We start from the raw sequence: 23304 nt of genomic DNA, 5'->3' as shown, positions 1-23304 counted from the left end.
CTCAATGCTCTTGAATGTCGATCGGCCGCTACTACGCCTGCGCCAGCAGCTGCGGCTCGAAGCGCTTGTATTCGGCGACTTCCAGCGTCTCGTAGATGTCCGGATTGAGGATCTTGCGCAGGAGGACGATCTCTTCGTCGTTCTTGGTGTGCTTGTAGAAGCCCTCGTAGCCCCGGCGCTCATAGATGCCGGCGAGCCATGGATGCCGGGTGGCGGTCGCGAGATAGACGGCCGGCGCCTTGATCTGGTCGCGCAAGAAGGTCAGCTCCACATGATCGAGCAGAGCGCTGCCGATCGATTGCCGCTTGAAGTCCGGCGAAACGGCAAACCAGTGGATGAACGGGTAGCTCGTCAGATGCGTTTCGCCCATCGGCCAGGGAAAGCGGACGGAGACCGTGGCGATGATCGCCGCGTCGCGCTCGACAACGAAAGTCGTATGACGGCGAACCTTCTCTCGAACCAGATCGACGTCGGCCGTGGTCGCGGTGAACTGGATGTTCATCTCGCGCAATGGCTGATAGGCGGCCTGCAACAGGCGATGCAAGACCGGCGCGTCGTCGACCGTGGCGATGCGAATGCTGTCACTCATCGTTGGACGGCCTCCCGTGCCGCGTGGATTGTGCTGTCACCGACGCTGGTGCGGCCGCGAATGAAGCGGATGCGGCCATCCCAAAAGTCGGCTTGCTGTTGGAGGAGATGCGTCATGCGGCAACAGCGAGATGGGTCGCCGCCAGAAGGTCGATCGAGATGAGGCGCGCTTGCGCCTCGGCGACGGGACAATCGAGAATAAATTCGCTGATCCCATAGCGTCGGTGAAGCCGATCGAGTTCGCCATGGATATGCGTGGCGGTGCCGCGAATGACACCAGGCATCTTCTCCTCGATCCGGTAGTCGGTCACGCCGGCCTGCCGGATATATTCTTCCGCCTGGCCAAGGCTGCCGACCGTGACGCTCTGACCGTTCGTCACCTCCACCTTGAAGCGTCTGAGGTCGCCGGCAAGACGCTCTGCCGCCGCATCGGTTTCGGCGGCGATCACGCCAATGGCAAGCAGCGGGATCTTTCCGCCGCTCGCGTCGCGATAGGTCGCGAGCACCTTGTCGAGCAAGGCTTCGTCGCCGTTGAGATGCCCCGCATAAACGAACTCCCAGCCGTGAGTAGCCGCCAGCTCCGCACTCTCGATGCTGGCACCGAGCAGAAAGCGCTTCACCGGAGTGACCGGCACCGGGTAGGCTCGAAGGCCAGCCTTCGGATCGTCCTCGGCCGCCTCATCGCCAAGGAAGGCACCGAGTTCGGCCAATTGCTCGGCGAATGTCGGCTTGCGCGCCGGATCATAGGCGCCCTGCAGCGCCCGGGTCGATAAAGGAAGGCCGCCGGGTGCTTTTCCGACGCCAAGGTCGACGCGGCCAGGAGCCAGCGTTGCCAAGAGATTGAAGTTTTCGGCAACCTTATAAGCGCTGTAGTGCTGTAGCATCACGCCGCCGGAGCCTATCCTGATGCGGGATGTATGTGCGAGCAGGAATGCGATCAGCACTTCCGGGGAAGAGCTCGCAAGTCGCGCATTGTTATGATGTTCGGCGACCCAGAAACGATGGAAGCCCCAGCGCTCGGCCTGCTGCGCCAGGATAAGCGTCCGGGCCAATGCCGTACTCGCTTCCTCCGGTCCATCAATCGGACTTTTGTCGAGCAAACTCAACGCGTAACTCATCTAATCCGCCATCAAACTTTTCAATTATCTATTTAATCTATATGTTTAATGGTCTAAATTGCCGAGGAACGAAATTCCAATATAAGCGGGTGGCGAAGAATGTCTTTCGGCCTATCTGACACTGCCCTTCAAGGCGTCTGTTTCGGCCGCCAGCGAAGCAGATAGGATTCCAGGACATGCGCCAGACGATTTAACGAGAACCCGACAAGGCCTAGAACGAGAACGCCGACCATCACGAGGGCCATGTCGAACCGTTCTCGGCCGGCGATGACCAGACCGCCGACGCCGCGTCCGACGGCAAGGAAATATTCAGCCCCGACCGTCGCAAGCCAAGCATAGATCAGCCCGAGATGTACGCCCGTTGCGGTCGATGGCATGGCGGACGGAAGATAGATGCGCAGCACCCGCTGCCGTGCGTTGAATTTCAAAGCGCGGCCGACCTCGATCAGGTCCTCGGGCGCATCCCGCATGCCGTCATAGGTATTGAGGGCGATGGGAATGAAAGATGCCAGCGCCACGAAGACGATCTTTGCCTGCTCGCCGAAGCCGAACCAGACGGAGATCAGCGGGATCCAGGCGAGAAGCGAGATCTGTTTCAAGCCGTTGAAGGTTGGCGTCAGCAGCCTGTCGGCAATGCGCGAGAGCGCCAGGAACGTGCCGAACACGATCCCGATAACGCAGCCGATTAGAAATCCGGCAATATTGCGCATCAGGCTGAAGCCGAGTTCGCCGATCAGATCATTGTCGAACAACTCGCGCTTGGCGGTGCGGGCAACCTCTTCCAGTGATGGCAGAAAGCGTGGGTCGGCAAGACCGGTGCGACTCGACACTTCCCAGGCAACGAACATCAGGATCGGCAAGGTGATGCCACGGCGAAACCGGACTGCCCTGCTTGCGGTGGCCATGGTCAGATCTCCTGCCGCTTCCAGCGCTGAAGCAGCACCTCGGTGCGATCCAGGCTCTTGTCCATGATGAAACCAACGAGGCCGATGGCGATCATCGCAACGATGACGGTATCCAGCCAGAACATCTGCCGTCCCCAGACCAGCAGGTAGCCAAGCCCTTCGGAAGAAGCCAGAAGTTCCACCCCGACAAGCGAGGTCCAGGAATGGGTGAGGCCGTAGCGGATGCCGGTGAATATCGAAGGCACGGCACCCGGCAGCACGATCAGCCGCAAGGTCTGCCAACGGCTGAAACGCAAGGCACGGCCGACCTCAAGATACCTAGGGGAAACGCCGCGAATGCCCGTCAGCGTGTTCAACGTCATCGGCACGATCGCGCCCTTGGCGATGATGATGATCTTCAGGGTCTCGTCAATGCCGACGAACAGCATGAGGAGCGGGATCCAGCCGAGTGTCGGAATCTGCGCGAAGGCTAAGAACAGCGGCTTGACATAATCCTCGACCCGTTCCGAAAGGCCCATCGATATGCCGAGAACCAGGCCGGCGCTGGCGCCGATGGCAAAGCCGATAATAACGCGGCGCAGGCTGACCCCCGTATGGTAGAGAAGCTCGCCGCTGACGATCAGGTCCCGTGCCGCCTGATAGACATAGTCGGGCGGCGGCAGGATCTGTTGTGGCAGCCAGCCCCTGGCGGAGGCGACCCACCAGAGGACCAACAGTGCAAGCGGAACAACTAGAGCCGTAGTCCCGATCGCAAGACGCCTGCGCCATGGAGCGGGAAGCCGGATGCCGGCATGCGCGGCAGTCTCGAAAAACGCGGCCATGCCCGCTCCCTTTACTCTGTTTTCAAGGCCCGCGATCAGGACGCGACCGGCTTTCCGTCAGCGCCATAGGGCTGCCAGAATGTCTTCAGGCCGAGCTTTTCCAGCGCATTATTGAGGTATTTGGGCTCGAACCAGCCATTGAGATCGACATCACGACGAATAAGGCCGTATTCCTTGCTCTTCACCGCCTGCTCCTTGTACTGCGAGACCAGCAGGTCATCGATCAGCGGCGAATTGCGGTAGACGAGCGTATCGTTGCGGAAATACTCCTCAAGGATCGGGATTTCCGTGCCGGATTTGTGCCAGAGCTCAAAAAGGGCTGCTCGGTTGGGCTCCTCCGAGGACCATTGCGCCGCCTTGACGAAAGCATCGACGACCCGCTGTGTGATTTCGGGGTGAGCGTCGATAAACGCTTCGCGCGCGACGATGCCGGCATTGCGGCCGAAGCGGGGATCGTCGCCCTTCGTCGTATAGATGAGGTCGGCGCTGCCCTTGGCGGCGAGATTGATGAGCTGGGTGTCGCCGAAGGCGGCATCGATATCCTTGCTGACAAGCGCTGCCACCGTTCCGGCACTATCGAGATTGATCACCTGGAGGTCACGCTCCTTCAGTCCATGCGCCTCCAGAATCTTAATCGCGGCCAGGTGGCCGTTGGTGCCGCGCTGCAGGGCGATCTTGCGGCCCTTCAGATCTTCGATCTTCTTGATGCCGGAATCCTTGGCAACGGCCAGATAGAGCGGCTTGCGCGCCCCGCTGGCGAGAAGATATTTGGTCTTGAGACCGGTGGCCCGTCCAATCAGCGCTGGTAGATCGCCCTGATAGGCAAAGTCGAGCTGGTTGTTAGCAAACCCCTCGTTCACCGCCGGGCCGGCGCCCTTGAAGAAAGTCCATTCGATCTTGACGTTGGGATCGTTGGCGAATTCCTTTTCCAGATATTCGCCGGCACGCGCCGTCGCCGCCGAGGTCCCTTCCGAATAGGGACGGTTGTCGACGCCGATTGCGGCGTAGCCGATATGGATGACCAGCGGCTCTTCCGCCTGGGCGGATGCGGCAAACATGCCCAATGCAAGGGCCACGCCAGCGGCAAGGCGGGAAATAGATACCAGTTTCATAAAGCTACTCCGTTTCCTGATTTATCTGACGGCGGCGATGGCCGGTCTGGCATCTGCCGGGCGTTGCCCTCCCCCCGGCGAAACCGCACGGAGACTTGGCGAGGAATGCGTCGTCGCATTGAGGCTTTCCAGAACGCGGTTGCGCACCTCGGTCAGTGCTGGCGAGGTCCTCGCGCGCAGTCGCGGCAAATCCACCGGAACGATCTCGCGGATGCGGCCGGGTCGCGGCGACATGACGACGACGCGATCACCGAGATAGGCCGCCTCGTCGACATCATGTGTCACCAGCACCATGGTGATGCGCTCCTTCGCCCAGATCTCCTGCAACTCGTCCTGGAGCCGCGCCTTGGTGATGGCATCGAGCGCGCCGAAGGGTTCGTCGAGGAACAGCACATCAGGACGATTGACCAAACCGCGGGCAATGCCGGCACGCTGCGCCATGCCGCCCGAAAGTTGGTGCGGATAGGCCTTGGCGAAACCGGAAAGCCCGACCAGCTCCAGATGCTCTTCGACGAGCCTCTTCTTGTCCGCCTTGCTGTGTCCGGAATTTTCCAGACCGAGCGCCACATTGCGGGCAACCGTCAGCCACGGGAACAATCGGGGCTCCTGGAAGACGATGCCACGATCGAGGCTCGGTTCGGTGACGGGCTTTCCCGCATGGGTGATCGAGCCGGAGGTGGCGGTATCCAGCCCGGCACCGAGACGCAGCAACGTCGATTTTCCGCAGCCGCTGGCGCCAACAATGGTGACGAACTCGCCCTCGGCAATGTCGAGACTGACATCGTCGAGCGCCGTCAGGCTTTCGCCATTGACCTGGAACCGCCGCGTCACATGGCTGATCTTCAGATGCAAAGGATCGCTCATTCTTCCCTGTCCCCCATTCGGCGGCGATGGCCGGTCGGCTAAAGGGAGGCTCTGCGCCTGAGCTGGCGTTTCTTGCCAGTCATCGTTCTCTCCCCAGTAGAGTCAGGAGAGGCTAGCAGTAAATATTATAATCTATAGAAATTATATTCTATTTAAGCGAGCCGCTTCGGATTTTGTCATCGCTGGCGACGCCCACAGCACGGACAATGTTCCATGAGGATTGATCAGGAGCCGGATGCGTGCACGCGTCTTGAGCTCAACATGGCGATCAGGAAAGAATTTCTTCTCACGAGATCAAATAGATATTGCTGGACTTGCGGCATCAGTCGCCGAACCCTCACACATGATGCAAAGCAGGACCGCCAGGGCCAGATGCGTGAGGCAACCATGTCCTTCGAACCGGATACAACAGATCCCCTGGTCGCCAGGGCCGTCGAGTTGCGGCGAATATTTGATCGCGACGCCGTTCAGCGCGACAAGCAAGGCGGCAGGCCCGTCGAACAGATCCGCCTATTGAAGGAAAGCGGGCTGCCATCGGCGCAAATTCCGCGGCACTATGGCGGACAGGGAGCGTCCTGGCTCTCCATCCTGCGGGTCGTGCGGGAATTCGCCCGCACCGACGGCTCGCTGGCCCATCTTTTCGGATATCACCATCTTCCGCTCAATCTCGTTCTTTTTCGCGGCTCGAGCGCGCAGAAGGATCATTGGCTGCGCGCCGCGGCCGCAGGGAACCTGATCTGGGGCAATTCCGGCAATGCCATGTCGAAGACATCGTCGGGAAGGCGCATCGACAATGGCTGGATCGTCAGCGGCAAGCGCCCCTTTTCTTCCGGTTCCCATATCGCCGACTATATTCAGATCTCATGGGAGAACCCGGAGGGCGAGCGCATCACCGCCGCCGTTCCGACCGGCCGTGATGGCATCGTCATCGAGGACGATTGGGACGGGATCGGCCAGCGCCAGACTGGCAGCGGCACGGTCAGCTTCCACAATGTCGAAGTCCTCGACGACGAGGTGATTAGTGCGCCGAATGTACCGCTGACGCCCTATACGTCGCTGATCTCCCTGTTGCAGCAGAGCGTACTGCTCAACGTCTTCGTTGGTAGCGCCCAGGGCGCGCTTGACGAGGGGCAGAACTATACGACGACATCGTCACGCCCCTGGATCTATTCCGGCGTCGAGAAGCACAGCGACGATCCCTGGATCAAGCGGCAGTATGGCGATCTCTACATCAAGACGCTGGCGGCAACCGAACTTGCCGACAAGGCGGCCCGGAGCCTGGATGAAGCCTTCAATCAGGGGCCAAGCCTATCGCACGAGGATCGCGGTATCGCGGCCATCGACGTCGCCACGGCAAATGTCTATGCGGGCGAAATCGGGCTCGCCGTCTCCAGCGAAATCTTCGAGGTCATGGGCGCGCGCTCGGCCACCAACGCCAATGGCTACGACCGTTTCTGGCGCAACGTCCGCACCCACACCCTGCACAATCCCGCCGAATACAAGAAACGCACCGTCGGCACCTGGTTGCTGACCGGCGAGTTTCCCATACCGGCAATGTACCGCTGAAAGGACCCTCCATGGCAAGACGCAAGGACAAGATCAAGCTCGGCGCCTTCCTGTTGTTCACCGGCCATCATGTAGCCGCCTGGCGGCATCCGCAGGCATCGGTCGGCACCGAATTCGAGAACTATATCGAGCTCGCCAAGCTGGCGGAGGCTGCGAAGTTCGATGCGATCTTCTTTGCCGACGGCGTGGCCGCGCGGCTGAAGGATGTTGATGCGGCGAGCCGCAAGGCGCATAGCGGCGTCTATCCGTTCGAGCCGATCACGCTGCTTTCGGCGCTTTCCAGCGTCACCAAGAATATCGGGCTGATCGCAACTGCCTCCACCAGCTACTCCGATCCCTATAATCTGGCGCGGCAGTTCGGATCGCTCGACCGGTTGAGCGGCGGGCGTGCGGGCTGGAATCTGGTGACGTCGTCCGATCCCGACGCCGCCTATAATTTCGGCCACGATACGCAAATCCTGCATGGTGACCGCTACGACCGCGCGGAGGAATTCGCCGACGTCGTGCTTGGCCTCTGGGATAGCTGGGACGACGACGCCTTCGTCCGCGATCGTGAGAGCGGCCGCTATTTCGACCCCGAGAAATTGCATCGGCTCGAACACAAGGGCCTGCATTTCAAGGTTCGCGGGCCGCTGAACATTCCGCGCTCGCCGCAAGGTCGGCCGGTCGTGGTGCAGGCCGGCGCCTCCGAACCAGGCAAGGAGCTCGCCGCCCGAACGGCGGAAGCGATCTTTGCCGCACAGATCACCCTTGAGGAAGCCACCGCCTTTTACGCGGACGTCAAAGGACGGCTCGCCAAATTCGGCCGCTCGCACGACGACCTCAAGATCCTGCCGGGTATCTTCCCGGTGATCGGACGAAGCGAAGCGGAGGCGCAAGAGAAATTCGAGGCGCTGCAGGAATTGATCCAGCCGGAGGTCGGCCTCAATCTCCTGTCGCAGTTGAGTGGTGTCGATTTGAGATCTTATCCGCTCGACGGCCCTGTGCCGCTCGACCCGCCGGTCACCAATGCCGGCAAGAGCCGGCAGGAACTACTGCTTGATCTTGCCCGACGCGAAAACCTGACCATTCGCCAGCTCTATCTGCGCATCGCCGGGGCGCGCGGCCATTGGCAGGTCGTCGGCACGCCGACGCAGATCGCCGACGTGCTGGAAGAGCGCTTCGAAAACTATGGCGCCGACGGCTTCAACATCATGGCGCCGATCATGCCGGGCGGTCTGGCCGATTTCATCAATCTCGTCGTGCCGGAACTGCGCCGCCGTGGCCTGTTCCGCCAGGAATACGAGGGGTCGACGCTACGCGAAAATCTCGGGCTGAAGCGCCCGCCCAATCGCTTTTCCGCTGGCAATGCGGTCGCAGCAGAATAGGAGAAGACCAATGGCGCGTGACAAGCTGTTCCTGATTTCACCGGGGTTTTCCGATCCCAAACACCCCGGCACCACCTTCGCCTGCCCCCATTGCAACGCGATCGAGGGTCTGCTCGCCAGCTTTCCCGATCTCGCAGCCAGAATCGATGTTGAGCGCGTTCCCTTCGCCCGGCCACGCCAAAAGGTGATCGATGCCATCGGCGAGGAAAACCAGTCCCTGCCGGTTCTCATTCTTGCGGGCGAAGCACCTGCCGACGCCGGAGATCGGAATGGAACCCGCTTCGTCAGCGCGACGGATCGCATTCTAGAGTTGTTGTCCGAGCGGCACGGTTTTCCGCGTCTCCATAAGTGAAGGGGAATGAAGCATGACCGTGAAACCCGCCGGCTTCGAACTGCCCCTCCTTTCGCCAACTCTCTTCGCACCGGATACGACGAACCCGTACCTCGCCAAGGCGGTGGAACTACGCGACATCTTCGCCCGCGATGCGATCGAGCGGGACCAACAGGGTGGCAGGCCGGAAGAGCAGGTCAGGCTCCTGAAGGAAAGCGGGCTCGTCAATCTGTTGATCCCCAGGGAATTCGGTGGGATCGGCGAGCGCTATTCAACGGCCATGCGGATCGTCCGCGAATTCGCCAAGGTGGATGGGTCGATCGGACACCTCTACGGCTATCATTTCAGCCCATTGCAGAACACCGTTACCGCCAGTTCTGATAGCTATTCAGCGGGCATTCTGCGCCGCTCTGCGGCGGGACGATGGTTCTGGGGCAATACGACCAACAGCTTCTCCAAGAGCCTTTTCGGCCGGCGGGAATCGGATGGCGGGGTCGTCCTCAACGGCTTCCGACCCTTTGCTTCCGGATCACATGTCGCCGATTACCTGACGGTCGCCTGGGAGGATGAGGAGACGAACCAGCGCAGCACCGCCTATATCCCGCCAAGCCGCGAAGGGATCACCATTGCCGACGATTGGGACGGCATCGGCCAACGGCAGACGGGCAGCGGCAAGGTCTTCTACAAGGACGTGAAGATCAGGGCCGACGAGATTTTGCCGGAGCGGCCGCGTGACGCAATCGCCTTGTTGACGCCGATGCAACAGCAGAGCGTATTGCTCAACGTCTTCATCGGCAGCGCCCAGGGTGCCTTGATTGCGGCGCGCGACTATACCATCACCAAATCGCGGCCCTGGATCCATTCCGGCGTCGAACGCCATCAGGACGACCCCTGGATCAAGCGGCAATATGGCGAACTCTGGATCAAGGTACAGGCGGCAACGGCGCTTGCCGACCGGGCACTGACGGCACTGGACGACGCCTATGCCAAGGGGACGAATCTAACGGCCGAGGATCGCGGCAAGACGACGATCGCCGTTGCTTCAGCCAATGTCCTGGCAGGCCGTGTCGCTCTGGAGGTGACCAGCGAGATCTTCGAGGTGATGGGCGCACGCTCGGCCGTCAGGCCCTATGGCTTCGACCGCTTCTGGCGCAACGTCCGCATCCACACACTTCACAACCCCGCTGAATACAAGACGCGTAACGTCGGAAACTGGTTTCTGACCGGCGAGTTTCCTGAGCCGGGGATCTTCCAATGAACGCGAAACGGCAGTTGCACCTGAACATCAACATCCTGCATTCCGGCTTTTCGCCGGCGGCCTGGCGAATGGAGGGAAGCGATCCCCGCGCCTCCTTCGATATCAACCATTATGTCAACGTTGCCCGCGTCGCCGAGCGCGGCACCTTCGATGCGATCTTCCTTGCCGACCAGGCGGCCATTTCCGATCGCGTCGATTTCCGTCCGTTGACATCGCTGGAACCGACGATCGTGCTGGCGACCGTCGCGGCCCATACCGACCGCATCGGCCTCATCGCCACGGCGTCGACCACCTATAACGAGCCCTACAACATCGCCCGCCGCTTCGCGACGCTGGATCATGCGAGCGGCGGTCGCGTGGGCTGGAACATCGTCACCAGCGCCGATCTCTCGCAAAGCCGGAACTTCGGCCTCGAGAAGCCGGTGGCACATGGCAGCCGGTACGAGCGGGCATCCGAATTCACGACGGTCGTGAAAGCATTGTGGGACAGTTGGGAGGAAGAGGCATTTCTCGGCGATGTCGCCACCGGGCGCTTCGTCGATCCCACGCGGGTGCATGCGATCGCTCATCGCGGCAAGCATTTTTCCGTGCATGGCCCGCACAACATCCCGCGCCCACCACAGGGTCACCCCGTTCTCGTTCAGGCCGGTGGCTCCGACGACGGGCGGCAACTCGCGGCCGAGCATGCCGAAGCTGTGTTCTCGGCGTCCCAGTCTTTCGAGGAAGCGCTGGACTATGCCGGTGATCTCAGGGCCCGAGCAGCACGCTTCGGCCGTGCGCCAGACAGCCTGCTGGTGCTCGCCGGTCTCGCCACCATCATCGGCAGCACGGAGGCGGAAGCCAAACGGCGACAGGAAGAGCTGCGCGAACTCATTCCGCTGGAATATAGTCTTGCGCGGCTGTCCGGCGTACTGCAGATCGACCCGAAACGGCTGACGCTCGACGAGCCCTTGCCGGACGATATTCCACTGCCACCTGATGGCGGGCACACCTTCTTTCAGGCAACCCTCGCGCTTGCCCGGCGCGACCAGCTGACCGTGCGTGGCCTCATCCGGGCGCTCAACGGCGGGACAGGACATCGCACCATCATCGGCACGCCGCAGGCGGTCGCCGACGACATCGAGACATGGTTCCGCTCAGGCGCCGCAGACGGCTTCAATCTGATGCCGGATGTTCTGCCGCATGGACTGGAGGTCTTCGTCGACGAAGTCGTGCCGATCCTGCGCCGCCGAGGACTTTTCCGGCAGGACTATGCCGGCCGGACGCTCCGCGATCATCTTGGCCTCGCACGTCCCGCCAATCCCTATGCCATAGCTGCCGCCGAATGAAGGAGAAGACCCTATGACATCCTTAGCTCCCGTCAGGACCGAAGAGGATGATCGCCTGACCGTCCTTGCCACCGAGCGCTATCGCAACGACCAGCGCCTTTCGGGCGATTGGAACGAGACGCTCGACACGCTGTTGTCACATCGCAGCGTGCGCAATTATCTGCCCAAGGCGGTTCCGGACAGCGTGCTTCATCTGGCGATCGCCGCCGCCCAGTCGGCACCTAGCTCTTCCAATCTGCAAGCCTGGAGCGTGGTCGCCGTTAAGGACGAAGCGCGCAAGAGCAGGCTGAACACGGTTGCCGGCACGCAGCGGCAGATCACGCAGGCACCGCTCCTGTTGATCTGGCTAGCGGATCTTAACCGGCCGCGCAACATAGCTGCCGAGGGCGGCTCATCGGCGGAGGGTCTCGACTATGTCGAAAGTTTCCTGCTCGGGGTCATCGACGCCGCACTCGCCGCGCAGAATGCGGTCTCGGCACTGGAGTCACTGGGACTCGGCACCTGCTATATCGGCGCGATCCGCAACGATCCGGAACTGGTCGCCCGCGAGCTGGAATTGCCGGAAGGCGTGTTCCCGGTCTTCGGCCTGACTGTCGGCTACCCCGATCCGGCCGTTCCTGCCGGGGTCAAGCCGAGATTGCCGCAGACGACTGTCCTGCATCGTGAACATTACGATACGACACCTCGTCCAGAGGATCTCAGGGATTATAACGCCGCGCTCGGCAGCTTTCAGGCGGAACAGTCCTTGCCGCTCGCGGACTGGACGGAGCTGGTGAAGAACAGGATCGGCACTGTCGAGGCCCTGAAAGGGCGTCATCTCCTCGGCGCTGCCGTGCGCAAACTCGGTTTCAAGCTGAAGTAGAGATTGTCCCTATTCAGCGGCGATAATGCTGAGGTCCGGGCGTGTATTCCATGTCAGGACCTCATCGACCGCCTGCAGCGTCTTCGCCTCCGCCTGCAGCCAGTTGCGGAAGAGATCGACGCGCGTTAGGCGCGCCTTGGTGGCCGTTGTCGCGAAGAAATAGGAAAAGCTGACGGGCTGGGGACTGCCGAAGGGGCTAACGAGCCGCCCCGCCCTAAGCTCGGCTTCCGCCAACCGGACCTTGCCGAGACCAAGCCCCTGCCCCGCCAGCGCCGCATCAATGACCAAGGACGATTGGCTGAGACGGAAGCCGCCCTGTGACAGCCGATAGGAAAGTCCTTCCGCCCTCAGCCAGGCATTCCAGTCCGGGCAGGAATGATCGTGCTCCGCGCCATCTTCATGCAGCAGCGGCACCCCTTCGATTGCCTTCGGACCGTTGCGGAGCCAATGCCGCTCGGCGAATTCCGGGCTGCAAATCGGGATGACCGCCTCGGAGAACAGATGATCCACCACGAGACCGGGATAGGCGCCGCTGCCATATCGGATAACACAATCGGCATCGCCGCTGTCGAGATCAGTCAGTTGCGCGGAGGCATCGACCAGAACCTGCAGTCCCGGTGCGGCGCGGCGCAGACCGTCCAGCCGTGGGATCAGCCACTTGCTGGCAAAAGACGGCGCCACGGAAACCCGGATCGGCTGTTCGTGATCACTGGCGGCAAATTGCGTCATTGCGCCGAGCACCGCATCGAAGGCGTCCGTCAGACCGGGCACCAACGCCTGTCCGGCTGATGTCAGCTGCAATTGCCCCCGCGTACGGTGGAAGAGCGGCTGGCCGAGATAGTCCTCGAGCAGGCGAATCTGTTGCCCGACCGCGGCAGACGTCACATGCAGCTCTTCGGCTGCGCGCAGGAAATTCAGGTGCCGCGCTGTGGCGACGAAAGCACGAAGCGACGTCAGCGGAGGCAGACGCGCCAGGGTCGGCTGAATGGATTTTTTCCGGGGGTTCGCGATCGTCATCATAGGGCGATTGCAACACAATCATGCCGGCTTAGACGAGAACGTGCTTTGCGTTTGCCCGCCGCGATGGAAACATTTTCTTTCCCTGAAGCCCCGCTTTGCGGAAGCAAAAACTAAAACTTCGGAATAGTCTATATTTTTACTAGATTACCATCTCTGCCTCAGCGCGTAGCGCGAAGCTTTTCTTTCAAAGACGGTGAGAAAAACATTCTTCCGAATTTCCGGCTTCCGATCTGAAGATAGCACCGGCAGGTCACTGCCGAGAGATCAAGCCTGGGGAAATTCATGAACATCAGAAGACGGCAGTTCAATCAAGTCCTCGCCTTTGCCACCATCGGCACTGTAGCGCCGCTGGGCCGCTTTGCACGAGCCGCCGAGCCGGCAGCCGGGGGAACGCTGACCCTGCTCGTTCAGCCGGAACCGCCAACCCTCGTCACGCTCGCCCACACGGCCGGCCCGACGACGCGCGTCAGCGGCAAGGTGACCGAGGGGCTGCTGGCCTATGGGCTGGAGGACTTCAAGCCCATTCCGCAACTCGCAACGGAATGGCAGGTCAGCGACGACGGCCTGCAATATACGTTCAAACTGCGCCAGGGCGTCAAATGGCATGACGGCAAGGATTTCACCTCGGCTGATGTCGCCTTCTCGATCCTGGCTCTGAAAGAGGTTCATCCGCGCGGCCGCGCCACCTTCTCCAGCGTGACCGAGGTGGCGACGCCGGATGATCATACCGCAATCATCAGGCTCTCCAAGCCCGCCCCCTATCTGCTCGGCGCGCTGCAGGCGAGCGAGTCGCCCATCGTGCCGAAACATGTCTACGAGGGCAGCACGGATCTTCCGGGCAATGCCAATGGTCGCGCGCCAGTTGGCACCGGCCCCTTCATCTTTCGCGAATGGGTGGTTGGAAGCCATGTCATCCTCGACCGCAATCCCGATTACTGGGACAAGGGGCTGCCCTATCTCGACCGGATCGTCATCAAGTTCATTCCCGATGCCAGCGCACGTCTCGCGGCATTGGAGACCGGCGAGGTTTACATCGCCCCGGATACGCCGGTGTCGCTGAGCGAGATCGATCGCATCAAGACGCTGCCGACGCTTTCAGTCGAAGATCGCGGCAACGACTATTCGCCGACCGTCTATCGCATCGAGTTCAACCTCGCGAACAAGTATTTCCAGCACGACAAGGTCCGCCAGGCCGTCGCCCATGCGATCGACCGGCAGAAGATCGCCGATATCGCCTTCTACGGCTACGCCATCCCGGCCCCGAGCCCGATCAGCCCTTACCTGAAGACTTTCTATAATCCCGATACTCCGGTCTATGCCTTCGATCAGACCAAGGCGGAAAAGCTGCTGGATGAGGCCGGGTTCCCGCGCGGCGGCGACGGCGTCCGCTTCGAGGTGCCGCATGACGTCATGCCCTATGGCGACACCTATACCCGGATCGGTGACTACCTCCGCGACGCACTTTCAAAAATCGGCATCAAGGTCGATCTTCGCGGTCAAGATGTGCCTACCTGGCTGAAGCGCGTCTATACCGACCGCGATTTTGCCTTCGTGACAGGCGGCATGGGCAATACCTTCGATCCGACCATCGGCGTCCAGCGTCTCTACTGGTCGAAGAACTTCAAGAAGGGTGTGCCCTTCTCGAACGGCTCCGGCTACAACAACCCCGAGATCGACAGCATCTTCGAACAGGCTGCGGTCGAAAACGACCATGCCAAGCGCGTCGAACTCTTCAACCGGATGCAGGTCATCATCGCCACCGACTTGCCCGACATCACCCTGGTGTCGTTCCGGCAGCTGACGATCTTCAACAAGAAAGTCCACGACCACACTGTCGTCGCCGACGGTCTCTCCGGCAGCCTCTCCAACGCCTACCTCCTCAAGAACGCCTAAGGGCCTGACTTGGGAAGACGATCCGCAGGATCATCAAGCGTCTGCCATATCGCGAGGCCAACTCCAAAAAGCACGAACAGCGGTAGGGGAAGCAAGGCCCGGAGGGCAAACCATGTGTCGGTACTCGTGGTCAAAGCGGCAATGCAGCTGATTGCGACAATGCTAAACGCGCATGCCGCTAATCCAACATACGTCTGTCGCCATTTTGCGCTCGATATCACCGATCGTTGTTCGAACAGGAGATTACGAAAGCCATTGGTTCGCATGGCCAATATTGCGAACATGAAGGCGGCGGGGAGAAACGTCAGCGAAAGCCGAAACTTGATGGAAAACTCAGACTGGACGAATAGCGAATGCAGCAGTTCGGACAGCCCCCAGGTGATGCCAGCGCTTAGCATGATAATGACGAGAGAACGCCAGACTATGCTCCAAAAGACCAGGACAAATTTGATCATCTTCTTTCACACCCTCCACCGCAAAACTCCCCGTTTAAGGCGGAATTTTGCGACGTAACAAAAGCACGCGGTCCCGCGACAGCCGAGCTTGCAGAGTGCCTCACGAAGATATCTTCGGCAAGTCGACCGCTCGCAGTGTTTTGTGAACCATCGCAATGGATCGAACTGGCTTCCGCAGCAGCCGCGAGCAAGGGGTCGTCAGCGCCGGCTAGAACAATTCCAGGAAAAGTGCGTAGCGGTTTTCCGTCCGGAATTGCGTAGAAACAATAAGCTAGAGCGCTTCAGGGATTCCGTGAAGCACTGAAGCGCTCTAGTGTCTATTCCCCATCGAAAGAGCGATAATGTCGCCAGCCGAGAACGATCCACGCCTTCACCAGAAGACGGGGAAGGTTTAGCCGAAGTCCGCAATCTGGGGGATGCACTCCGACGATCAGAGATCAAATCGGACAGTAGCCGGGCCTCAATGCACCAACACATATGGATCATGCTTGTTGAGCGTGTCAGCAGGGTCGAGGGCAATAGCGCCGCGGTTCAAGAGGACGTGTCGAAGATGCGGCCCGTCACGGATGACGTGAAGAGCTGGAAGCTCATAGCTTGGATGCTCTCAGCGTCATTGAATTTGGCGGTATGGAGCTGGGCGACACATTTGCTGATGCGTTCAGGCGGTTAGCGCTGTTGGTCTTGGGGAAATAATCCACCACGAAAGTGCTATTATTTGGCCAAGGAACGACGGCATTATCCCGTTTCGGCGTATTTCCAATACCAAAGCGGATTCTACAGGATTTTAATAGGGAATTTCCTTGAAGGAAGAACTAAAAGCACGCGTGCGCTGCAAGATCGATTTTATTGGTTTGTTTCTAACGCATGTAGTAAGTATTAAACTAATTTATTTTCCTTATATCTAAGGGGTACGCTTAACAGATCATGGAGACTGCGGATTAGCCAATGGATAGAGCTGTCGGGTACATTTTTATTGCTATAATTACCTGCGCTTTCTTTGGAGCCGGCGGTCTTATGATCAAGAATATCAAGCCGAAAACCCTTATTGAAGACGACCAGCCGGACATGGGCGAGGATCATGTCAATGATTTGCATCTTCGTGCCACCGAAGACGAATCCGGTCCGGAAGATGCATAGCGTCCGGCTTCAAGGATGTTCCAAAGGATCACAGGCCGTACAAGACGCTCTATAATCGCTTCATCCGCTGGAACCGTCTCGGCGTCTTCGATCGCATCTTCGCGGCCTTGGCAGGCTCGGGTATAAAACCGGACCGCATTATGATCGGCGCCACGTACCTGAAGATGCGGACACACATTCTTCTCCGCCATCTGTATCGCTGCTACGCGTATCTTTTGGCTCTAAACAATGCGCCCCGCCCCTAGAAGACCTTGCCTTCCTCGAGATGTGTGGTCGTTCCGTTGATGTAATAGTCGCCGACCACCCTTGCCTTGTGCAGCAGCGGGTTGTGATTGAGGAGCGTGCGGATGTTACGCCAGTGGCGATCGAGATTGAGATGACGGGAGGTTGCCGACCCGCCACCCAGCTCGAAGACATTGGTTGCCGCGGCAAGCGCGAGCTGTGAGGTGACAATCTGCGTTCGCGCCGTCGTCAACGCGCTCTCGACCAGGGCCGCTTCCAGTTTTTGCGGGTCGCCAGCGGCGAATGCGGCCACGGTCCGGTCGAGTGCCCGCGCACTCTCGCGGATCAGGGTGTCGACGGCAAAGGAGCCGGCTGCGATCTCGCCCAGGATCTTCTGCACGAAGGGATCGGCATTTGCAGTTTCGGCGGCGCTATGGGCGGTCGATCGCGCCTGCCTGCGCACATAGTCCATGCCCTCGGCAAGAACGCCGCGCACGGCGCCCGCCATCGAGGCGGCAAGATGCAATTGCCGCAGCGTCGAGACATGGCGGCCGACGAGCGTGTTCAGCCCTCGGGTGGAAATCTCATGCGGCAGGACCTCAACGTCCTCCAGCAGCACGCCGCCGCTTGCCGTCAGCCGCTGGCCCATGCCATCCCAGTCGTCGAGAATCGTGATGCCCTTGCGATCAACGGGCAGGAGAACGCCAACAAGCTGGTCGTCGTCGTTCCTGGCGCTGAAGGAGGCAAAGTCGGAAAAGGCCGTTCCCGTCGCATACCATTTGCGGCCATTCAACCGATAGTTGTCGCCGGACTTCGTCAGCCGGGTCGTCACGTCACCGGGGCGTTTGGTGCCCTGCTCCGTATGAGCCCCGCCAAAAAGCTTGCCGGAGAGGACGCGGCTAAGCTGGGTCCGGTCGAGGGCCGTATTGGGATTGAGCAGCAGCCCTTCCGTGAAATTGAAATGGCTTCTGAGCGCATGGGCGACATTGGAGTCCGCAGCACCGATCGTCATGATCATTTCGATATAATCGACGACCGAGCCGCCCGGACCACCGAGATCAACGGGAATGCGCAATGTGCCGAGCCCGGCCTCCCTGAAGAGCCGGAACGCCTCGAATGGCAGCTCACGCTCCAAGTCCCGTCGTGCTGCCTCCTTGGCAATTTCCGTGGCAAGCTCGGGCACCTTGGCAAGCAACGCCGTCAGATCGCTGGAACGAGACGCAGCCTGAACGGGCTGGATGGCTGGGGCGATGGTCGGCATGGAGGAACTTTCTCGGCACCGGAATGATGAATATCAGGGCTCGCGACCGGCGAGCCCTGAGGGAGATCGTCAGGCGACGGCGCGTGCGAGCGGCACGACATTCTCGGACGCCGATAGATTGCTGCGCGGCACCCGGCCTTCGAGGGGGTGGCTCGGATCGTTGAAGCCGGGCGTCGACGGATGGCCCGTGGTCACCAGACGATCAACCAGCGCCTCATCCTCGGCATCAAGCTTCACGTCGAGGGCACGAATATAGCTATCCCAATGCTCTTCCGTGCGCGGACCGGTGATGGCAGCGGAGATGAGCTTGTTGTTCAGCACCCAGGCGAGCGCGAATTCAGTCGGGGCGATGCCTTTGCGGGTCGCGTGCGCCGCGATCTCCTTGGCGATGGCGATCGATTCCGGACGCCATTCGGTTTCCAGGATGCGCTTGTCACCACGGCCGGCGCGCGTGTCGCTCCCAGGCGCCTGACCCGGCTCGTATTTGCCGGTCAACACGCCACGCGCGAGCGGCGAATAGGAGACGACCCCGAGACCGTAGTGATGGGCGGCCGGCAGTTGCTCGGCTTCGGCTGTGCGGTTGACGATATTGTAAAGCGGCTGGCTGGCGACCGGGCGGTCGATACCAAGTTGGTCCGCCAGTTGCGCGACCTCGGCGATACGCCAGCCACGAAAGTTCGAGACACCGAAATAGCGCAGCTTGCCGGCGCGGATGAGATCGGCAATGGCGCGCACCGGCTCCTCGAGCGGCGCATCGAAGACCGCTCGGTGGAAATAGAGGATATCGATATAATCGGTCTTGAGCCGGCGAAGCGAATTCTCGACCGTCTCGATCACCCATTTGCGGGAATGGCCGCCGAGGTTCGGACCCTTCTTGTGCGAATTGACAAACTTGGTGGCGAGAACCCAATGATCGCGGTGGTTCTTGATACCGCGGCCAACCACTTCCTCGGACTTGCCGTCGTGATAGACGTCGGCCGTGTCGATGAAGTTGATCCCCTGCTCGCGCGCCTTGTCGATGATCCGGAAGGCGACATCATCCGGCGTCGGGCCGCCAAACATCATCGTGCCGAGGCTCAGCGGCGATACCTTGAGGGCGCTGCGCCCCAGATAGCGATAGTCAACCATTTCATTCTCCATTCTATTGAGCGTGATGACAGGCGACGGCATGGTCGCCGTGGAATTGACGTAAGGCGGGGTCCTCGGCCCGACAGAGGTCGGTCGCCAGCGGACAGCGTGTGTGGAAGCGACAGCCCGACGGCGGATTGTGCGGGCTCGGCAGGTCGCCGGTGATCGGAGCCGCCTGCCTGCGCCGGGAAGGATCGGGCACGGCAGCAAGCAGCGCCTGCGTGTAGGGATGCTTGGCGCCGGTCCAAAGCGCGCTGGTCGATGCGCTCTCGACGATGCGGCCGAGATACATGACGAGAACCCTGTCGGCGAAATACCGGACGACGGAAAGGTCGTGCGAGATGAAGAGGTAGGAAAGCGACAGCTCCGTCTTCATCTCGACGAGGAGATTGAGGATCTGCGCCTGGATCGAAAGATCAAGCGCCGATACCGGCTCGTCGCAGATTACCAGCTCCGGCTGCAGGATCAAGGCTCGGGCGATACCGATACGCTGGCGCTGGCCGCCGGAAAATTCATGCGGATAGCGATCCAGCGCATCCGGTGGCAGGCCGACATGCTCGACCATGGACGCAGCGATCTGATCGCGGCGCTTGCGATCGCCGATCCCGTGGACGGCAAGCGGCGCCGTCAGGATCGCGCGGATCGTCTGGCGCGGGTTGAGCGAGGCGAACGGATCCTGGAAGATCATCTGGATGTTACGGCGGATGGATCGCAACTCTTTCGCGGACATGGCCGAGACATCACGTCCCTTGAAGGTGACGCGGCCGGCCGACGGATTGACGAGCCGCATCAGCGACTTGCCGAGCGTCGACTTGCCGCAGCCGGATTCGCCGACGAGCGCCACCGTTTCGCCCTCGCCGATCTCCAGCGAGACGTCGTCGACTGCCCGAACCGTGCCGGCGTTGGCTGAATAATGGGTCGAAAGCCTATCGACCGATAGCAACGGCATGTGCGGCCTCCGTCAACGAGGAACCAAAGGGACAGGCAACCTGCCGACCGGCCGGAAGATGGAGCAGCGGCGGGACGGAAGAGGAGCATGAAGCTCGCGCCACCGGACAGCGCGGCCGGAACGAACAGCCCGTTTCGCCCGCCGCGGAGACGACCGAACCCGGAATTTCGGACAGCCGCCCGTCGCGATAATGGTAATTGGCATTCAGCCTCGGCGAGGCGGCAAGCAAGCCCTGCGTATAGGGATGGTAGGGCGTCTCGAAGACCACATCCGGCAAGCCTTCCTCGACCTTGCGGCCCGCATACATGACGACGACGCGGTCGGCCCACTGGGCGACAATACCGAGGTCATGCGTAATGAGGATGACCGCCATGTTCAATTTGCTGCGCAGATCGTCGAGCAATTGCAGCACCTGCGCCTGGATGGTCACGTCGAGCGCGGTCGTCGCCTCGTCGGCAATCAGAAGCTTCGGATCGCAGGCAACGGCGATGGCGATCATCACGCGCTGGCGCATGCCGCCGGAAAGTTGATGTGGATAATCGTCAACGCGACGGGCGGCATCGGGAATGCTGACGAGATCAAGCAGCTCGATGGCGCGCGCCCGCGCCTGCTTGCGGCTCAGATTCTCGTGGATGCGCAAGACTTCGACAATCTGGTCGCCGATCGTCAGCACCGGATTGAGTGATGTCATTGGTTCCTGGAAGATCATGGCGATGTCCCAGCCGCGAATACGGCGCAGTTCCTTTTCCGGCAGCGTCAGGAGATCCTGACCATCAAAAAGGATCTGGCCACCGGCTTTCGCCTGGCGCGGCAGCAGGCCCATCAGCCCGAGCGCCGTCAAAGACTTGCCCGAACCGGATTCGCCGACGATCGCCAGCATCTCTCCCGGCGTCACGGAAACGCTGACGCCTTTTACCGGCTCTGCGGCGGCAAAGCGGACGGAGAAATCGCGAACATCGAGAAGCGCCGGCATCTTAGCGTTCCTCCGCAAAACGGGGATTGAGCGCATCGTTCAAGCCGTCGCCGATCAGATTGAGCGCAAGAACCGTGAAGACGATGGCAATGCCTGGCAGAGCGGTCAGATACCAAGCGGTGCGGATGACATCGCGGCCTGAACCGATCATCGAGCCCCAGGAGACCTGGTTCGGATCGCCGAGCCCCATGAAGGATAGCGCCGATTCCATCAGGATTGCGCTTGCGACCATCACCGAGGAGGTAACGATCAGCGGCGGCAGCGCGTTCGGCAGGATTTCGCGGAAGATAATGCGAGTGTGCCCGAAGCCGAGGCTGCGGGCGGCAAGCACATAGTCCTTCTCGTGGATGGCACGGAATTCGGCGCGCGTCAGACGTGCGACCGTCGGCCAACTGACGAGAGCGATCGCGATCGTAACAGTCGTCGTGGTCGGCTGCGCGATCGCGACCAGCACCACAAGCAGGACAAAGCTTGGTATGGTCTGGAAGATCTCAATGAGTTTGACAAGCAGGTCGTCGACCAGCCCGCCGAAATAGCCGGCAAGCGCGCCGATCGTGATGCCGGCGCCAAGTCCGAGCAAGGTCGCCGCTATGCCAACCAGCAGCGATACGCGCGCGCCGTGCAGGATGCCGGCAAGCACATCGCGGCCCATGGAATCGGTGCCGAGTGGATAGGCGCCATTCTGGCCCGGCCAAAGGAAGGGACGCGAGACCATCTCCATCGGGTCGCCGGGATAAAAAACCGGTGCCAGCAGAGCCGCAAGCGCCACTGCCGCCAGGAAGGCAAGGCCGAATAGTGCGTTGGGATTGGCGAGGAAGACCTTCACCTCCCGCCGTGCCCCACGCCATCGCTGCTTGCCAACCGAGGCTATACGCGCATCGGGCGCATGGATATGAGCCCAGCGCGCCACTGGACGCGGCTCGGCGACAGGTTCAGGCTCAGTCGTCGCTGCGACGAGTTCGATCGGCTCTCCGGTATAGGGTCTGAGCTTGTACGTATTCATCGGCTTGCTCCGATCCTGGGGTCGAGCCAGGCTTGCAGAAGATCGACGGCCGCATTTGCGACGATCACGAGGAACGAGGAGAGAAGCAGTATCCCGAGCAGCACGCTGAAATCGCGCGCCATGACGGCCTCGAAGGCAAGGCGCCCAAGGCCCGGCCAGCTATAGACCGTCTCCACAACCACGGCGCCGCCAAGCATGCCGCCGAAATGCATGCCGGCCATGGTCGTGATCGGGATCAGCGCATTGCGCAGCACATGCCGCGTCGTCACGAAAAATGGCGAAACGCCCTTGGCACGAGCCGTGCGGACGAAATCCTGCGACTTGACTTCAAGCATGGAGGCACGCGTCAGCCGCGCGTAGATCGCCAGGTAAAATAGCGAGAGTGATGTCGCCGGCAGGATCATGTAGCGGGCACGATCAAGCAGCGCCGGCAGGCCAGTCAGCCGCGAGCCGATGGTGCTGTCGCCGCCGCTTGGCAGCCAGCCGAGCTTGACGGAGAAAAACAGGATCAGCATCAGGCCGATCCAAAATCCGGGAATGGAATAGAACAGCAGCGACACGATCGATATCAGCCGGTCCGGAATCCGCCCCGCGAAGGTCGCCATCAGCGATCCCAGGATCAAGCCGACGGTGATCGCAATCGCCAGCGCCGCCAGCATCAGCATCAACGTGCCGGGCATGCGCTGCCCGATCAGGTCAGCGACCGGCATGCCATAGCGCGGCGAGAAGCCGAGGCTGAAATGGGCGAGATTGTTGAGGTAGTCCACGAGTTGCACGAGGATAGGATTGTCGAGGCCGAAGCGCGACCGCAGAGCCGCCATGGATTCGACCGTCGCCGAGCCTGCTTCCGCTGCCATGACATCGGCGGCGTCGCCCGGCGCAAGCTTCAGCAGGAAGAAATTGAGAATGACAATCCCGAGCATCGTGGGCACGGCCTGGATCACCGTCCGCCGGATTGTTCGTGCGATACGTCTATAGGCTGACACCGCGCTTCACCTCGCAACTGCTATCGCCACCACTTCGCGGCATTGCAATAATAGTTGACTAAATCTGTGGATTTTGTCAAATTTACTTTAGCAAATAATTCTTTCGACTATCCTGAAACCGCGACATCATCGCATCATAAATCCAAAATATACGCAT

At 60.7% G+C, this 23304-nt stretch carries 23 protein-coding genes and 1 pseudogene; 10 read left to right on the top strand and 14 right to left on the bottom strand.

The window, feature by feature from the left end:
* Window positions 1–31: 31 nt before the first annotated feature.
* The 6 genes from RRH01S_RS09285 to RRH01S_RS09260 form a co-directional block, all read right to left on the bottom strand.
* Window positions 32–589, bottom strand: coding sequence for a GNAT family N-acetyltransferase (locus tag RRH01S_RS09285; protein ID WP_012649486.1), 558 nt, complete (start codon window positions 587–589; stop codon window positions 32–34).
* 112 nt (window positions 590–701) lie between these two features.
* Window positions 702–1706: an LLM class flavin-dependent oxidoreductase gene (locus tag RRH01S_RS09280; RefSeq protein ID WP_042471071.1), complete on the bottom strand. Its 1005-nt coding sequence runs from the start codon at window positions 1704–1706 to the stop codon at window positions 702–704.
* A 128-nt stretch (window positions 1707–1834) separates the two neighbouring features.
* Entirely contained in the window at window positions 1835–2611 is a 777-nt protein-coding gene (locus RRH01S_RS09275; protein WP_034522245.1) for an ABC transporter permease, read from the bottom strand.
* A 2-nt stretch (window positions 2612–2613) separates the two neighbouring features.
* Window positions 2614–3432: an ABC transporter permease gene (locus tag RRH01S_RS09270; protein ID WP_034522247.1), complete on the bottom strand. Its 819-nt coding sequence runs from the start codon at window positions 3430–3432 to the stop codon at window positions 2614–2616.
* A gap of 35 nt (window positions 3433–3467) precedes the next feature.
* The gene (locus tag RRH01S_RS09265; protein WP_042471068.1) at window positions 3468–4544 is read right to left on the bottom strand and encodes an ABC transporter substrate-binding protein; all 1077 of its coding nucleotides are present in this window, start codon (window positions 4542–4544) and stop codon (window positions 3468–3470) included.
* 21 nt (window positions 4545–4565) lie between these two features.
* Window positions 4566–5408 (bottom strand): ABC transporter ATP-binding protein, encoded by an 843-nt coding sequence (locus RRH01S_RS09260; RefSeq protein WP_034522250.1) that lies wholly within the window; start codon window positions 5406–5408, stop codon window positions 4566–4568.
* 387 nt (window positions 5409–5795) lie between these two features.
* Here RRH01S_RS09260 and RRH01S_RS09255 point away from each other — a divergent pair, with 387 nt between their 5' ends.
* Genes RRH01S_RS09255 through RRH01S_RS09230 form a run of 6 tightly spaced genes read left to right on the top strand, consistent with a single transcriptional unit; the run spans window position 5796 to window position 12120 of the window.
* Complete coding sequence (locus RRH01S_RS09255; protein ID WP_034522251.1) at window positions 5796–6974, top strand: acyl-CoA dehydrogenase family protein; 1179 nt, start codon at window positions 5796–5798, stop codon at window positions 6972–6974.
* Between the two features lie 11 nt (window positions 6975–6985).
* The gene (locus tag RRH01S_RS09250) at window positions 6986–8341 is read left to right on the top strand and encodes an LLM class flavin-dependent oxidoreductase (protein ID WP_034522253.1); all 1356 of its coding nucleotides are present in this window, start codon (window positions 6986–6988) and stop codon (window positions 8339–8341) included.
* Between the two features lie 10 nt (window positions 8342–8351).
* Window positions 8352–8693 carry a DUF3088 domain-containing protein gene (locus RRH01S_RS09245; protein WP_012649477.1) on the top strand — a complete coding sequence of 114 codons (342 nt, stop codon included), beginning with the start codon at window positions 8352–8354 and terminating at the stop codon, window positions 8691–8693.
* A gap of 13 nt (window positions 8694–8706) precedes the next feature.
* Window positions 8707–9930, top strand: a complete 1224-nt coding sequence (locus RRH01S_RS09240) for an acyl-CoA dehydrogenase family protein (protein ID WP_012649476.1) — start codon at window positions 8707–8709, stop codon at window positions 9928–9930.
* Complete coding sequence (locus tag RRH01S_RS09235; protein ID WP_012649475.1) at window positions 9927–11258, top strand: LLM class flavin-dependent oxidoreductase; 1332 nt, start codon at window positions 9927–9929, stop codon at window positions 11256–11258. The genes RRH01S_RS09240 and RRH01S_RS09235 overlap by 4 nt, the downstream gene beginning before the upstream one ends.
* A 13-nt stretch (window positions 11259–11271) precedes the next feature.
* Window positions 11272–12120 carry an NADPH-dependent oxidoreductase gene (locus RRH01S_RS09230; protein ID WP_012649474.1) on the top strand — a complete coding sequence of 283 codons (849 nt, stop codon included), beginning with the start codon at window positions 11272–11274 and terminating at the stop codon, window positions 12118–12120.
* Between the two features lie 9 nt (window positions 12121–12129).
* Here RRH01S_RS09230 and RRH01S_RS09225 read toward each other — a convergent pair whose 3' ends face one another.
* A complete protein-coding gene (locus tag RRH01S_RS09225) occupies window positions 12130–13140 on the bottom strand; it encodes a LysR substrate-binding domain-containing protein (RefSeq protein ID WP_042471062.1) in 1011 nt (336 codons plus the stop codon).
* Between the two features lie 282 nt (window positions 13141–13422).
* On the opposite strand from RRH01S_RS09225, the gene RRH01S_RS09220 reads away from it, so the two are divergent.
* Window positions 13423–15033, top strand: coding sequence for an ABC transporter substrate-binding protein (locus tag RRH01S_RS09220; RefSeq protein ID WP_042471059.1), 1611 nt, complete (start codon window positions 13423–13425; stop codon window positions 15031–15033).
* Here the strand turns inward: RRH01S_RS09220 and RRH01S_RS09215 are convergent.
* The gene (locus RRH01S_RS09215; RefSeq protein WP_042471056.1) at window positions 15030–15488 is read right to left on the bottom strand and encodes a hypothetical protein; all 459 of its coding nucleotides are present in this window, start codon (window positions 15486–15488) and stop codon (window positions 15030–15032) included. The genes RRH01S_RS09220 and RRH01S_RS09215 overlap by 4 nt on opposite strands.
* A 313-nt stretch (window positions 15489–15801) precedes the next feature.
* Between RRH01S_RS09215 and RRH01S_RS09210 the strand changes: the two genes are divergently transcribed.
* The 3 genes and pseudogenes from RRH01S_RS09210 to RRH01S_RS35220 form a co-directional block, all read left to right on the top strand.
* Window positions 15802–16158, top strand: a complete 357-nt coding sequence (locus RRH01S_RS09210; protein WP_234711672.1) for a DUF1515 family protein — start codon at window positions 15802–15804, stop codon at window positions 16156–16158.
* A gap of 275 nt (window positions 16159–16433) precedes the next feature.
* Window positions 16434–16625 (top strand): hypothetical protein, encoded by a 192-nt coding sequence (locus RRH01S_RS34170; protein ID WP_131597829.1) that lies wholly within the window; start codon window positions 16434–16436, stop codon window positions 16623–16625.
* A gap of 35 nt (window positions 16626–16660) precedes the next feature.
* Window positions 16661–16789 (top strand): annotated as a pseudogene (locus RRH01S_RS35220) (IS5/IS1182 family transposase); the annotation flags it as partial.
* Window positions 16790–16866: 77 nt separating this feature from the next.
* Here RRH01S_RS35220 and RRH01S_RS09205 read toward each other — a convergent pair.
* The 6 genes from RRH01S_RS09205 to RRH01S_RS09180 form a co-directional block, all read right to left on the bottom strand.
* Window positions 16867–18108: an acyl-CoA dehydrogenase family protein gene (locus RRH01S_RS09205; RefSeq protein WP_007690466.1), complete on the bottom strand. Its 1242-nt coding sequence runs from the start codon at window positions 18106–18108 to the stop codon at window positions 16867–16869.
* A 69-nt stretch (window positions 18109–18177) separates the two neighbouring features.
* Entirely contained in the window at window positions 18178–19236 is a 1059-nt protein-coding gene (locus RRH01S_RS09200; protein ID WP_012649469.1) for an aldo/keto reductase, read from the bottom strand.
* Between the two features lie 13 nt (window positions 19237–19249).
* Entirely contained in the window at window positions 19250–20185 is a 936-nt protein-coding gene (locus RRH01S_RS09195; protein ID WP_007690468.1) for an ABC transporter ATP-binding protein, read from the bottom strand.
* Complete coding sequence (locus tag RRH01S_RS09190) at window positions 20163–21158, bottom strand: ABC transporter ATP-binding protein (RefSeq protein ID WP_042471052.1); 996 nt, start codon at window positions 21156–21158, stop codon at window positions 20163–20165. Before RRH01S_RS09190 ends, RRH01S_RS09195 begins: the two co-directional genes overlap by 23 nt.
* 1 nt (window position 21159) lies before the next feature.
* Window positions 21160–22161 (bottom strand): ABC transporter permease, encoded by a 1002-nt coding sequence (locus RRH01S_RS09185; RefSeq protein WP_042471049.1) that lies wholly within the window; start codon window positions 22159–22161, stop codon window positions 21160–21162.
* Window positions 22158–23147 carry an ABC transporter permease gene (locus RRH01S_RS09180; protein WP_042471046.1) on the bottom strand — a complete coding sequence of 330 codons (990 nt, stop codon included), beginning with the start codon at window positions 23145–23147 and terminating at the stop codon, window positions 22158–22160. The genes RRH01S_RS09185 and RRH01S_RS09180 overlap by 4 nt, the downstream gene beginning before the upstream one ends.
* Window positions 23148–23304: the final 157 nt, after the last annotated feature.

It is taken from the genome of Rhizobium rhizogenes NBRC 13257, assembly GCF_000696095.1.
Lineage (GTDB): Bacteria > Pseudomonadota > Alphaproteobacteria > Rhizobiales > Rhizobiaceae > Rhizobium > Rhizobium rhizogenes.
The sequence above is the reverse complement of the archived record's forward strand: the minus strand, read 5'-3'. Positions and strand labels throughout refer to the sequence as shown.

Bases quoted from the DNA above. Each gene is read 5' to 3' on its own strand.
- RRH01S_RS09285 (WP_012649486.1), bottom strand. From the start codon at position 589: ATGAGTGACAGCATTCGCATCGCCACGGTCGACGACGCGCCGGTCTTG.
- RRH01S_RS09280 (WP_042471071.1), bottom strand. From the start codon at position 1,706: ATGAGTTACGCGTTGAGTTTGCTCGACAAAAGTCCGATTGATGGACCG.
- RRH01S_RS09275 (WP_034522245.1), bottom strand. From the start codon at position 2,611: ATGGCCACCGCAAGCAGGGCAGTCCGGTTTCGCCGTGGCATCACCTTG.
- RRH01S_RS09270 (WP_034522247.1), bottom strand. From the start codon at position 3,432: ATGGCCGCGTTTTTCGAGACTGCCGCGCATGCCGGCATCCGGCTTCCC.
- RRH01S_RS09265 (WP_042471068.1), bottom strand. From the start codon at position 4,544: ATGAAACTGGTATCTATTTCCCGCCTTGCCGCTGGCGTGGCCCTTGCA.
- RRH01S_RS09260 (WP_034522250.1), bottom strand. From the start codon at position 5,408: ATGAGCGATCCTTTGCATCTGAAGATCAGCCATGTGACGCGGCGGTTC.
- RRH01S_RS09255 (WP_034522251.1), top strand. From the start codon at position 5,796: ATGTCCTTCGAACCGGATACAACAGATCCCCTGGTCGCCAGGGCCGTC.
- RRH01S_RS09250 (WP_034522253.1), top strand. From the start codon at position 6,986: ATGGCAAGACGCAAGGACAAGATCAAGCTCGGCGCCTTCCTGTTGTTC.
- RRH01S_RS09245 (WP_012649477.1), top strand. From the start codon at position 8,352: ATGGCGCGTGACAAGCTGTTCCTGATTTCACCGGGGTTTTCCGATCCC.
- RRH01S_RS09240 (WP_012649476.1), top strand. From the start codon at position 8,707: ATGACCGTGAAACCCGCCGGCTTCGAACTGCCCCTCCTTTCGCCAACT.
- RRH01S_RS09235 (WP_012649475.1), top strand. From the start codon at position 9,927: ATGAACGCGAAACGGCAGTTGCACCTGAACATCAACATCCTGCATTCC.
- RRH01S_RS09230 (WP_012649474.1), top strand. From the start codon at position 11,272: ATGACATCCTTAGCTCCCGTCAGGACCGAAGAGGATGATCGCCTGACC.
- RRH01S_RS09225 (WP_042471062.1), bottom strand. From the start codon at position 13,140: ATGATGACGATCGCGAACCCCCGGAAAAAATCCATTCAGCCGACCCTG.
- RRH01S_RS09220 (WP_042471059.1), top strand. From the start codon at position 13,423: ATGAACATCAGAAGACGGCAGTTCAATCAAGTCCTCGCCTTTGCCACC.
- RRH01S_RS09215 (WP_042471056.1), bottom strand. From the start codon at position 15,488: ATGATCAAATTTGTCCTGGTCTTTTGGAGCATAGTCTGGCGTTCTCTC.
- RRH01S_RS34170 (WP_131597829.1), top strand. From the start codon at position 16,434: ATGGATAGAGCTGTCGGGTACATTTTTATTGCTATAATTACCTGCGCT.
- RRH01S_RS09205 (WP_007690466.1), bottom strand. From the start codon at position 18,108: ATGCCGACCATCGCCCCAGCCATCCAGCCCGTTCAGGCTGCGTCTCGT.
- RRH01S_RS09200 (WP_012649469.1), bottom strand. From the start codon at position 19,236: ATGGTTGACTATCGCTATCTGGGGCGCAGCGCCCTCAAGGTATCGCCG.
- RRH01S_RS09195 (WP_007690468.1), bottom strand. From the start codon at position 20,185: ATGCCGTTGCTATCGGTCGATAGGCTTTCGACCCATTATTCAGCCAAC.
- RRH01S_RS09190 (WP_042471052.1), bottom strand. From the start codon at position 21,158: ATGCCGGCGCTTCTCGATGTTCGCGATTTCTCCGTCCGCTTTGCCGCC.
- RRH01S_RS09185 (WP_042471049.1), bottom strand. From the start codon at position 22,161: ATGAATACGTACAAGCTCAGACCCTATACCGGAGAGCCGATCGAACTC.